This is a genomic window from Negadavirga shengliensis (genome assembly GCF_042652345.1).
GTDB lineage: Bacteria > Bacteroidota > Bacteroidia > Cytophagales > Cyclobacteriaceae > Negadavirga > Negadavirga shengliensis.
In genome coordinates, this window is record NZ_JBHSJJ010000003.1 from 1 (window position 1) to 11,795 (window position 11,795).

The 11,795-nt window shown below is 43.5% G+C and carries 11 protein-coding genes and 1 tRNA gene; 6 read left to right on the top strand and 6 right to left on the bottom strand.

Annotation, left to right across the window (positions count from 1 at the left end; all coding sequences use genetic code 11):
- Positions 1–188: 188 nt before the first annotated feature.
- Positions 189–437 carry a GIY-YIG nuclease family protein gene (locus ACFPFU_RS05260; RefSeq protein ID WP_377062245.1) on the bottom strand — a complete coding sequence of 83 codons (249 nt, stop codon included), beginning with the start codon at positions 435–437 and terminating at the stop codon, positions 189–191.
- Between the two features lie 63 nt (positions 438–500).
- Positions 501–573, bottom strand: a tRNA-Met gene (locus tag ACFPFU_RS05265).
- Between the two features lie 189 nt (positions 574–762).
- On the opposite strand from ACFPFU_RS05265, the gene era reads away from it, so the two are divergent.
- Positions 763–1,653 carry a GTPase Era gene (gene era, locus ACFPFU_RS05270; RefSeq protein WP_377062247.1) on the top strand — a complete coding sequence of 297 codons (891 nt, stop codon included), beginning with the start codon at positions 763–765 and terminating at the stop codon, positions 1,651–1,653.
- Between the two features lie 14 nt (positions 1,654–1,667).
- Positions 1,668–2,981: a ribosome biogenesis GTPase Der gene (gene der / locus ACFPFU_RS05275; protein WP_377062249.1), complete on the top strand. Its 1,314-nt coding sequence runs from the start codon at positions 1,668–1,670 to the stop codon at positions 2,979–2,981.
- 65 nt (positions 2,982–3,046) lie between these two features.
- Here the strand turns inward: der and rsmG are convergent, their stop codons facing one another.
- The 3 genes from rsmG to ACFPFU_RS05290 are packed head-to-tail and all read right to left on the bottom strand — an operon-like array spanning position 3,047 to position 5,427.
- Positions 3,047–3,691: a 16S rRNA (guanine(527)-N(7))-methyltransferase RsmG gene (gene rsmG, locus ACFPFU_RS05280; protein WP_377062251.1), complete on the bottom strand. Its 645-nt coding sequence runs from the start codon at positions 3,689–3,691 to the stop codon at positions 3,047–3,049.
- 6 nt (positions 3,692–3,697) lie between these two features.
- Positions 3,698–4,309, bottom strand: a complete 612-nt coding sequence (locus ACFPFU_RS05285) for an RNA polymerase sigma factor (protein ID WP_377062253.1) — start codon at positions 4,307–4,309, stop codon at positions 3,698–3,700.
- Positions 4,300–5,427: a glycosyltransferase gene (locus ACFPFU_RS05290; protein WP_377062255.1), complete on the bottom strand. Its 1,128-nt coding sequence runs from the start codon at positions 5,425–5,427 to the stop codon at positions 4,300–4,302. Before ACFPFU_RS05290 ends, ACFPFU_RS05285 begins: the two co-directional genes overlap by 10 nt.
- Before the next feature lie 124 nt (positions 5,428–5,551).
- Here ACFPFU_RS05290 and tgt point away from each other — a divergent pair, with 124 nt between their 5' ends.
- From tgt to ACFPFU_RS05305, 3 genes are all read left to right on the top strand, one after another.
- Positions 5,552–6,682: a tRNA guanosine(34) transglycosylase Tgt gene (gene tgt, locus ACFPFU_RS05295; protein ID WP_377062257.1), complete on the top strand. Its 1,131-nt coding sequence runs from the start codon at positions 5,552–5,554 to the stop codon at positions 6,680–6,682.
- Positions 6,683–6,743: 61 nt separating this feature from the next.
- Positions 6,744–7,817, top strand: coding sequence for an LptF/LptG family permease (locus ACFPFU_RS05300; RefSeq protein WP_377062259.1), 1,074 nt, complete (start codon positions 6,744–6,746; stop codon positions 7,815–7,817).
- Positions 7,817–8,737: a DMT family transporter gene (locus tag ACFPFU_RS05305; RefSeq protein WP_377062261.1), complete on the top strand. Its 921-nt coding sequence runs from the start codon at positions 7,817–7,819 to the stop codon at positions 8,735–8,737. Before ACFPFU_RS05300 ends, ACFPFU_RS05305 begins: the two co-directional genes overlap by 1 nt.
- 4 nt (positions 8,738–8,741) lie before the next feature.
- Here ACFPFU_RS05305 and ispE read toward each other — a convergent pair whose 3' ends face one another.
- Positions 8,742–9,548 carry a 4-(cytidine 5'-diphospho)-2-C-methyl-D-erythritol kinase gene (gene ispE, locus ACFPFU_RS05310; protein WP_377062263.1) on the bottom strand — a complete coding sequence of 269 codons (807 nt, stop codon included), beginning with the start codon at positions 9,546–9,548 and terminating at the stop codon, positions 8,742–8,744.
- A 559-nt stretch (positions 9,549–10,107) separates the two neighbouring features.
- On the opposite strand from ispE, the gene ilvD reads away from it, so the two are divergent.
- Positions 10,108–11,790 carry a dihydroxy-acid dehydratase gene (gene ilvD / locus ACFPFU_RS05315; RefSeq protein WP_377062265.1) on the top strand — a complete coding sequence of 561 codons (1,683 nt, stop codon included), beginning with the start codon at positions 10,108–10,110 and terminating at the stop codon, positions 11,788–11,790.
- Positions 11,791–11,795: the final 5 nt, after the last annotated feature.

Consider the following 11,795-nt stretch of genomic DNA (forward strand, 5'->3'; position numbering starts at 1 on the left):
CGATATACAATTTGTCAAAGTCTGCGCTGTAAAGTGCATAAACCGTATACATAGTTTTCAATTAAAAAAGTTGTCCAATAAGAAAAAAAGCCAAACATTTCTGTCTGGCTTATAGTAGCGGGAACAGCCCCGATAGCTATCGGGGGAACCTGTGTCCGCCGCGGCGGATATGAGCCCGTGGAGCTGGTTTAGTTTTTGGGGATGAGCTTTCGGAGGAACTCCCTTCCCCTGCCGGTTTTGAGTTCTTTTTCCCTTCTTATGGCTGAGGTTTTATCCTGAAAAGATTCGGAGTGGACTAGAATCCAGGGTCTGTATCTTTTTGTCCAGTCTTTTTTACCTAACTCATTATGTGATTTCAGCCTTTGCTCAAGATTTGAAGTGTAGCCGATATACAATTTGTCAAAGTCTGCGCTGTAAAGTGCATAAACCGTATACATAGTTTTCAATTAAAAAAGTTGTCCAATAAGAAAAAAAGCCAAACATTTCTGTCTGGCTTATAGTAGCGGGAACAGGACTCGAACCTGTGACCTTCGGGTTATGAGCCCGACGAGCTACCAACTGCTCCATCCCGCGATATATTTTTTATCAACTATGTCAATTCACTAAGGACCCGAACCTGTGTCCGCCGCGGCGGATATGAGCCCGACGAGCGAACCCTCTCCCGAAGCATTTCGGGAAACTGCTCCATCCCGCGATATTGTGGTACAAAGGTAAGGAGAATTAATCAAAATTCAAGTACCTTTGTAAAAAAATATCCAATTCATGGCCGAAAATAAACACAAAGCAGGATTTGTCAACATTATTGGAAAACCCAATGTGGGGAAATCCACTCTGATGAATGCGCTGCTGGGAGAAAGGCTTTCCATCATTTCCTCCAAAGCCCAAACCACCCGCCACCGGATATTGGGACTGATGAACCATGAGGATTACCAAATTGTCTTTTCTGATACCCCGGGCATGCTCAAGCCCAAATACGAACTTCACAAAAGCATGATGGGTTTCGTCAACCTGTCTTTGGAGGATGCGGATGTGATACTTTTTGTGACAGATCTTTTTGAAACGGATGAGGACATTGAGGAAACCATAGAAAAAATCAACAAAGCAGGTGTACCTGTAATTTTGGTCATCAATAAGATCGACCTTTCCAAAGAGGATCAGTTGGAAAAGGTGACGGCTTACTGGACAGAACGAATCAACGCGGAAATGGTCATCCCCGTTTCCGCAAAGGAAAATTTCAACCTCATTAAAATCCTCCAGGAGATTCTGGATAGGCTGCCGCATCATCCGCCTTATTACGATAAGGAGGAACTAAGTGACCGGCCGGAACGTTTTTTTGCTTCCGAAATCATCCGTGAGAAGATTTTCACACAGTATAAAAAAGAAATACCCTATAGTTCTGAGGTCAGCATAGAGGAGTTTGACGAAGAGGAGGACATCATCAGGATACGGGCACTTATATTTGTGGAAAGAGCCAGTCAAAAAGGCATTATCATCGGAGAAAAAGGGAAAGCGCTGAAGAAAGTGGGAATAGAGGCAAGGCAGGATTTGGAGGAATTTTTTGGTAAAAAAGTTTATTTGGAGACCTTCGTCAAGGTCGAAGAAAACTGGAGAAAAAATAAAAACAAATTAAGAAGGTTCGGTTACGACCAGTAAAAAACCAATAGAGAATGGCCAATATAGTAGCAATAGTAGGGCGACCTAATGTGGGGAAATCCACGCTTTTTAACCGTTTGGTGGAAGAAAGAAAGGCCATTGAGGATAATCTCAGCGGCGTGACCAGAGACAGGCACTACGGGCATGCCCAATGGTCCGGTAAGTTCTTTTCTGTGATAGATACGGGCGGATACGTGACCGGATCGGATGATGTTTTCGAAAAGGAGATCCGAAAGCAGGTGAAGCTGGCCATTGAAGAGGCATCGGTGATCCTCTTTGTTGTAGATTGTCATGATGGACTGACCGGCTTGGACAAGGAGTTTGCCAATGAACTTCGGGGAACCGACAAGCCCATCTTTATTGCTGCCAATAAGGCAGACAATATGGAAAAGATGTTAATGGCCAACGAGTTTTATGCTCTGGGAATGGGGGTGGAGCAAATTTATCCCATCACCGCTACCAGTGGAAGCGGCATCGGGGACTTGTTGGATCAGGTGGTTTCCTGTTTTTCAGAAGAAGGAGAGGAGGACCCGGATGCGGGAATACCAAAAATTGCCATTTTGGGTCGTCCCAATGTCGGTAAATCGTCATTTCTGAATGCTTTATTGGGAAATGAAAGGTCAATTGTAACCGACGAGGCAGGCACTACCAGGGATGCTATCCACACCCGGTACAAGTTGTACAATAAAGATTTTATCCTTACCGATACGGCAGGGATCCGGAAGAAAGCCAAAGTCAAGGAAGATATAGAATTTTATTCAGTTATGCGTTCCTTGCGTACTTTAGAGGATTCGGATGTGGTGATCGTCATGGTGGATGCTACCAGGGGGCTGGAATCCCAGGATGTTAACCTCATATCGTTGGCCATCAAAAACAATAAAGGGCTCATGATTATGGTGAACAAATGGGACCTGATAGAAAAAGACCATAAGACCATGCAGGCATTTAAGGATGACATGATGGAGAAATTGGGAGAAAACAAGTGGATACCGATTATATTCACTTCAGCGCTTACCAAACAGCGTATATTTCAGGCAATGGAATTAGCAATGGCCGTATATGAAAACAAAAACAAAAAGATTGCCACCTCGAAACTAAACGACAAAATCCTTCCGGAAATAGAGAAGTATCCGCCACCGGCTTACAAAGGCAAATACATCAAAATCAAGTACATTACCCAACTGCCTACAAAAAATCCCGTTTTTGCGTTCTTTTGCAACCTTCCTCAGTATATCAAGGCGCCATATACCCGCTATCTTGAGAATAGGATGAGAGAAAATTTTGATTTTCAGGGAGTTCCTATAAAGCTGGTGTATAAGAAGAAATAAGGCAAATCACTTTCCCGAATCATTTGTGTTCGGGAAAGTGATTCAGATTGCATGACCAAAGTACATTATCTTTTCCCTTCATAAGGGATATAGATCACCTTTTTGGTGTCAAAAAAATCCTCTTTGAAATAATCTTCCAAATGATAGGTAACATAGGATAAATGCAGGGATTCCAGTTCTTCATCTACTTCACCTCCTTTTAGATAAAAAATGCCGTTTTGAAACTCGTTAAAATCCTCTTTTTTGAACTTTTTCTTCACCCAGGGGTAAAATTTTTCCATCTGGGTAACGGCTCTGCTGACAATGAAATGGTAGGTGCGGTTTAAGGTCTCCGCCCTAACCTGCTGAGCTTCCACATTTCTGAGTTTCAGTTGTTTTACCACATCTTTTACCACATTGATCTTTTTTCCGATGGAATCCACCAGATGAAAAGATACTTCCGGAAAGAGGATAGCCAACGGAATTCCGGGAAAGCCACCTCCGGTTCCTATGTCCAGGATTTTTGTGCCGGGTTCAAACTGAATCACCTTGGCGATGCCTAATGAGTGCAACACATGATGCAGGTAAAAAAAATCAATGTCCTTTCTGCTGATGACATTGATTTTTTCATTCCAGCCTTTATAGAGCGCTCCCATTTTCTGAAACTGGCTTAGCTGTTCTTCATTAAGGTCTGGGAAATATTTTTGGATTAACAGGTGATCGTATTCCATAAAAAATCAGATATGCTTGTTTTTGCCTTGGGCGATTTCATACAATAGTTCTCTGGAGCGATGCAACTGCGCCTTGACGGTACCCAGAGGTTTGTCCAGCTCTTCCGCAATCTCATCATAGGAAAGTTCATCAAAATACCGCAGTTTAACCAATTTCCGGTATTTTGCCGGAAGTTTATCCACAAAGATCCGCACCATCTCTTTGCGTTGGGTTTTGATGTATTCGTCCTGAGGATTATTATCATCATCTTCGATGTCAATGTTGACCGCGTTGCCCCCATCATCCGTAAGCGTATTGTTGAGACTCATGGTCTTCAGCTTTTTTTTCCGGATAAAGTCAATGGTATTGTTGGTGGCTATTCGGAACAGCCATGTGCTGAAGGTATAATCCTTCTTGAATTTATGGAGGTTCCTGAAGGCTTTGGCAAATGCTTCCATGGTTAAATCTTCCGCATCATCGGCATCCCGGATCATTTTCAGCACCATAAAGTACACGGCTTTTTTGTAACGTTTCATCAGGGTAGCATAAGCCTGTTGGTCTTTCTCCATGACTGCTTTATCAATCAGCTCGAAATCCTCCAGTGCCTTATCAGAAAACCCTCTATCATTTATTTCCATCTAACTGTTTTTGACAGGTAACCTTTTGTTCCCACGATCCAAAAATAGATCATATACATTAAATCGAAAAACATCGTCCATAAGACCTTTCCCGCACCTTCCAACTTTTTCCGGGCCCCCTTCATCACTGCATACTGCAAAAAGGCCCTTGACAAAATTAACCCAATCACCAAGGTAATTGGTTCCCACGAGCGGCTATTAACCAATACTATTAAAGCTGTTCCCCAGAATACCAAGTGACTAAACGAATAAACACCCAGTTTTAGTTTATCTTTGGGTTTATAATATTTTCCGGCATGAAAATGCCGGTTCTTTTGGACCAGATAATCTCTGAAACTGGTCTTGGGGATGGACACGGTGATGCTTTCAGGATGGATCACCACAGCGGTATTTTTTTTGTTAGCATGCCGGTTGACAAACAGGTCATCATCCCCCCCTTCAATGTGCCAGAGATTTTTGAAAGCTTTTTGTTCCATAAAGAAGTCTTTTCGGTAACACAGGTTTCTCCCTATCCCCATAAAGGGAGCCCGCCACAATCCAAAAGAAAAGCAGTACAAGGCGGTGAGCATGGTTTCAAACTGTATCATTTTGTTCAAAATACCCGGTTGGTTGAGGTATGACCCATGGCCAAGGGCAAAAATTTTGTTGGCGTTGCGGACGGGGGCAGACATCAACCGTACCCATTTGGTAGACACGGGTTTACAGTCCGCGTCCGTAAGCAGTAAAACGTCATGTTTGGAAACTTTGATGCCTAAGGTAAGGGCATATTTTTTGGCGGTAACGTGATCAGGGGTATAACGAATATTTACGGGCCTCAATAAGGGAAAATGGGCGGACAATTCCCGGAGAAGGCCTTCAGTATCGTCAGTGGAGCGGTCGTTTACCACCACCACCTCGAAAACCGGATAGTCCTGCCTGAAAAGTTCAGGTATGAGTTTTTCAAGATGCTCCCTTTCATTTCTGGCGGCAATGATGACGGAAACTCCTTCGGGTTTTTTTTCATCCTCTCCTTTGTCAACAAATTTATATACGAAAGCCACCCTTCCGAATACCAAGGTTAAATACAAAAACTGGGTTGCCGCTGCAATAAAAAATAACAACCATAATATGTTCTCCATAGCGGGTATTTCAGTAGGAAAGTAAAGATAATATCAAAAACCTCGTTTCGTTTGGGGAATAGCGACTATTTTTGTCCCTTCAAATATAATAAGGAAAACAGGGATTTTTCAAAGGAATTGTGGAATGAAATTTAATATCCAGCATCAGGATACCCAATGTAAAGCAAGGAACGGCCTACTGAAAACGGATCATGGTGAAATAGAAACCCCTATTTTCATGCCCGTGGGCACTGCAGGCTCTGTTAAGGCCGTGCACCAAAGAGAATTGACCTATGATATCAGGGCACAGATCATTTTAGGCAATACCTATCATTTATACCTTAGACCGGGACTCGAAATTTTGGAAAAAGCGGGAGGCCTCCATAAGTTCAACGGATGGACGGGTCCCATTTTAACAGACAGTGGGGGGTATCAGGTGTTTTCGCTCGCCGAAAACAGAAAGATCACAGAAGAGGGGGTAGTTTTTAAATCCCATATCGACGGTTCCAGGCACCACTTTACGCCCGAAGGCGTGATGGATATCCAGCGCGTTATAGGAGCGGATATTGTTATGGCTTTTGATGAATGTACCCCTTATCCTTGTGAATGGAGTTATGCCAAGGAGTCTTTGGAACTGACCCATAGATGGTTAAAAAGGTGCATACAGCAGTTTGACAGTACTGAAAGCCGGTATGGGTACAACCAAACGCTTTTTCCCATTGTGCAGGGAAGTACCTACAGGGATTTAAGGAGAATTTCAGCGGAATTTGTGGCGGAACAGGGGAGAGAGGGTAATGCCATCGGAGGGCTTTCGGTGGGAGAACCAGCGGAAATGATGTATGAAATAACGGACCACGTCACAGATATTCTTCCTGTGGATAAACCGAGATACCTTATGGGGGTGGGCACACCGGCCAATGTATTGGAGGGGATAGCCCTTGGGATAGACATGTTTGATTGTGTAATGCCTACCAGGAATGCAAGAAACGGGATGCTGTTTACCAGCGAAGGTATCATCAATATCAGGAATGAAAAATGGAAGGATGATTTCTCTCCGGTGGATGCAGGCTTTCATAGCCATGTGAGCAATTTTTATTCAAAAGCTTACTTAAGACACCTTACCATCAGCAAAGAAATTCTCGCCGCACAAATCGCAAGTATTCATAATTTATCGTTTTATTTATGGTTGGTAGGGCAGGCCCGGGAGAAAATCCGGTCCGGTGGGTTTTTGGAATGGAAGAACCAAATGGTGGAAACAGTCAGCAGAAGGCTATAGACAATTTGGAAACCCCGGGGAGGCCCTATAGCGTAGATACCTTAAAGCCATATTGTGAAGAATGAAACTGCTCGATAAATTGATCATCAAGGATTTTCTCAAGACATACCTTTTTGTGGTCTTGATGCTGATCCTTATTGTGTTGGTGCTCGATTTTACGGAAAAAAACGACACGTATATCCGCAACAAAGTGCCCACTCCGGAGGTGCTCCAATACATGCTCAATTACGGACTTTATCTTAATAACCTGCTGACCCCAATAACGGTTTTTATCTCTGTGATATTCATCACTTCCAAAATGGCCGGCAGGACTGAAATCATAGCTATCCTGAGCAGCGGCGTGAGCTTTGTAAGGATGTTGGTGCCGTTTATCTTATCCGCTTTATTGATAGCGGTGGTCAGCTTCTTTCTGAACGGCTGGATACTTCCCGTAGCCACAGCCGGAGTATCTGAATTTAAGGTCAAATACCTTGATAAACAGCAGAATTTTGACCAACAAAACATCCATATCAAAATTGCACCTGATACCTATGCCTATCTATCAAGGTATTATACCTCTACCAACATGGGGTATGCGTTCACTTTGGAACAGATAGAGGACGGCCAGCTGATATCCAAGCTGTCAGCCGACAGGATAGTCTGGGATACCACCAAAAATGCCTGGAGTGTGAGAAACTGGAGATTAAGGGAGCTTAGGGACATGCACGAGGAATGGTCTGCCGGAGAATCCATGGATACGGTATTATCGATTTCTCCTGCTGATTTTGATCTGCCCCTGAATCACCATGAAACGCTCACCCTCCCAAAACTCAATGAACAGATCCGGATATTGGAGGACCGGGGCGCTGACAATATCGGTTTTTACCGTATAGAAAAATATGTGAGGTTTATGTCACCTTTTGCCGCCATCATTCTCACCTTTATAGGCGTGATTGTCTCCGCCAAGAAAACCAGGGGAGGCTCAGGATTCAAGATAGCCTTGGGGTTCCTGTTGGCTTTCGTGTATATTATTTTGTTTTTGCTCTCACGGACTTTTGCGGAAGCAGGTACTGCCTATCCGGTCCTTTCCGTATGGATTCCCAATATAGTATTTGCGGTCACGGGCATGGTACTTTACAAAACCGTTCCCAGATAATGGACAACAAAGACCTGCTGAGAGATTACTTCTGGTTGAATATGGTAGTGTTGGCCTGGGGATTCACTGCCGTACTTGGGCTGTTGATCAGCCTAGATTCCGTGCAAATTGTAATTTACAGGACGCTAATGGCCATGATTGCTTTATTGGTGATATTCTCCTATAAAAAAATCAGGTTCAGGCTGCCCCTGAAGGACTATTTAAAGGTGATAGGAACCGGGTTTTTAATAGGGGTTCACTGGATATTGTTTTTTTGGGCGGCGCAGGTGTCTACCGCTTCGGTTACACTGGCAGGCATGGCCACCATTTCTCTTTGGACAGCTTTTATCGAGCCTATGGCAAATAAGGGAAGCATAAAATGGTATGAGGTGTGCCTGGGCTTGGTGGCGATACTGGGGCTATACATTATATTCCAGGTAGAGTCCGGCTATTGGTTGGGCTTGAGCATGGCAGTTGTTTCCGCTTGTGCCGGTGCTTGCTTCACCGTAATCAACGGTAATTTTGCCAAAAAGCACCACCCCTATGTTATTACTTTCTATGAGATGGCGGGCGCGGGATTATTCTCTGTTTTATTTCTGCCTTTTTATGTACGCTATTTTGCTTCGGACAGCCCAAGCTTTGTGCCTCAGGGATGGGACTGGTTCTGGCTGTTGGTGCTGTCACAGGTATGCACCGTATTTGCTTTCTCAGTCTCGGTGGAATTGATGAAAAGGCTGACGGCTTTTGCCATCAACCTGACGGTAAACCTGGAGCCCGTCTACGGGATTTTGCTGGCCGTCATGGTTTTTGGCGAAAAGGAAAAAATGACGTCGGGGTTTTATTGGGGAACATTGATTATTGTAGGCTCCGTTTGCTTGTATCCCTTTATTCACTATGTCCAAAGGAGAAAAATGACCCGACATTTAAGGAGACTGCAATAATGAATCACATTTGCTTGCAAAATTGAAAATAGTGATCCGGCAGAGTGATTTTTTTGGGAACATGGGAGAAAAGTCCGAATACGCTGGACCCGGAACCTGACATGGATGCATAATAGGCTCCGGAGTCGTATAATATCTCTTTTAATCCGGCGATTTCAGGATATCGGGAGAAAATCCCCTCCTCAAAGTCGTTTGTAAGATGCATTTTCCAGCTATCTTTCTGAGGGAGAAGCTGGGCCAAAACCAATTCAGGTGCTTTCGGTTTCACTCCTGCGTAGGCCTCCTTGGTACTGATATGGATATTGGGGTTGATGAGGTAAATCCAGCTTCCGCTTAAATCAAGCTGAACAGGTTCCATAACCTCTCCCCTGCCTCCGACAAGTTTGGGTTGGTTTTGTATAAAAAAGGGACAATCACTGCCAAGTTTAGAAGCATATTCCTCCAACATCCAATCGTCCAAATACAGTTCAAAGAGCTTGTTCATCAAGGTCAATGCAAAGGCCGCGTCCGCAGACCCTCCCCCTAATCCAGCGCCAATAGGAATGGCTTTATGGAGATGGATGGAAACTGCAGGAAGGCTTTTAAAATCTTTTTTAAGTAACTCGTAGGCTTTCAGAATCAGGTTTTCTTCCGGGTCACCGGGAATGAGATTACCGGAAGTCTTAAAGGCCGGTGTCTTCGACACGTTGATTTCCAAAGCATCGTGGAGGGGAATAGGATAAAGACAGCTTTCAATTTCATGATAACCGTCCCCTCTTTTGTCAATAACATGGAGCCCCAGGTTGATTTTGGCATTTGGAAAAGCAAGCATGTATTTCTTTAACGTTTAATGATTAGGGACAAAAGTAAAAATAAATGAGCTTATCGTCTGTTATCGAAAACCGATTTTAAAAAAAAGGCAAAAAATTTTATAATTTTGCAAAAGTTAGCGGCATAGCCTTGAAATATAAAGAAAAATAACCTGATAGCGTTATTGATTTTGATATCGGAATATTATTTCGTATTTAAAAATGTTTATAAAATTTTAGAAATTATATTCTTCAACAGAAAGAATAATAAATTTATGTTCCTTTGTTGAAATAAAAAGATACGCGTTTCTTTTTATTTCAAATTAAAAAATGAAATAAAATATTGTAAGTCTGGGATAAGGGTTTTAATATTGCATAATAAAACTAAGTCCTTGCCTTTGGGCCAGCAAATTGGAAATACGTCATGTTAAGAATAGTCAGCCTAGTCGTCTTGATCGTCATCGTCATTTAGTTAATGATGAAGCGCTGAACTATTGTAAAAAAACAAGAAAAAACAATAAAGTGCTTCATTTGATTGAAGCACTTTTTTTTATAAGCTATCAGGAATAAAAAATAAAATTGATGAGCAATTCTAAGAAATACAGTTGGGAAGTCAGTGATAATCAGGAAAACCCGGCCTCTATGGCCATGTTGTACGCAACCGGTCTTTCTGATGAGAAGATGAAGCAGCCCTTTGTAGGTGTCGCAAGTTGCGGGTATGAAAGCAACCCCTGCAACATGCACCTGAACGATTTTGCAAGGGTAATTAAGGCATCTACTGAGAAATCCCGGCTGACTGGATTGGTTTTCAATACAATAGGGATCAGTGATGGGATTTCAATGGGCACAACGGGCATGCGTTACAGTTTGCCGTCCAGGGAGATCATAGCTGATTCGATAGAATCATTCATATTGGGTCATTCTTTTGATGGGATTGTAGCGGTAGCAGGTTGTGATAAGAATATGCCGGGTGCCGTAATGGGTATGCTTAGGGTAAACCGCCCATCCATTATGGTTTACGGAGGCACGATCAGATCAGGTAAATACAAAGGCGAAAAGCTGAATATTGTGTCGGCCTTTGAGGCATACGGTAAGCGTATCAAAAATGAAATAAATGATGAAGATTACATAGGCGTAATAAAAAACGCCTGTCCCGGTGCTGGGGCCTGTGGAGGAATGTACACAGCCAATACCATGTCTTCCGCAATTGAAGCCATGGGACTTTCGCTTCCCTACAGTGCCTCAAATCCAGCAAATTCGGAAGAGAAAAAAAGAGAATGTGAACTTGCAGGAGAGTACATCGCCGGGCTTTTGGAAAAAGATATCAAGCCAAGAGATATCGTGACCAGAAAAAGCCTAGAAAATGCGGTCCGGGTAGTAGTGGCCCTTGCCGGGAGTACCAATGCCGTACTGCACCTACTGGCCATAGCAAGGACGGCTGAAGTGGAATTTACCCTGGAGGATTTCAAAAGGATCAACAGCGAAACACCGGTCTTGGGTGATTTTAAACCCAGCGGCAAATACATGATGGAAGACCTGCACGAACAAGGCGGCTTGCCAGCCTTCATGAGGTATTTGCTCGACAAAGGATTGTTGCACGGGGATTGCATGACGGTTACCGGGAAAACATTAGCGGAAAACCTGGCCGATGTTTCCCCCATGACACCCGAAAAAGGAGAGGTCATCAATCCTTTGGAAGATCCGGTAAAAGAAACCGGTCATCTGTGTATACTTACCGGTAATCTCGCACCTGAAGGTTCAGTGGCGAAGATTTCAGGAAAAGAAGGGAAAGTCTTTTCCGGTCCCGTTAAAGTGTTTGACAGTGAATTGGAGGCCAATGAAGCCATGAAAAACCTTGAAGTGGAAAAAGGCGATGTGGTTGTCATCCGGTATGTGGGGCCGAAAGGGGGCCCGGGAATGCCGGAAATGCTGAAGCCGACCTCCATCATTATCGGTGCCGGATTGGGATCCGACGTGGCACTGATTACAGATGGCAGGTTCTCCGGAGGCACCCATGGTTTTGTGGTGGGTCATGTCACTCCTGAAGCTTATACAGGCGGTCCCATCGGACTCTTGAAAAACGGGGACATCGTGACCATCAATGCTGATAGTTTGGAGATCAACTGTAACGTTTCTGAAGAAGAATTCGAAGTCAGAAGGAAAAGTTGGGTCAACAAAGATTTAAGCTATTTGAATGGAACGCTAAAAAAGTATTCTCAGTTAGTATCTACGGCATCTGAAGGATGTATTACTGATAAAGGTTAACCGAT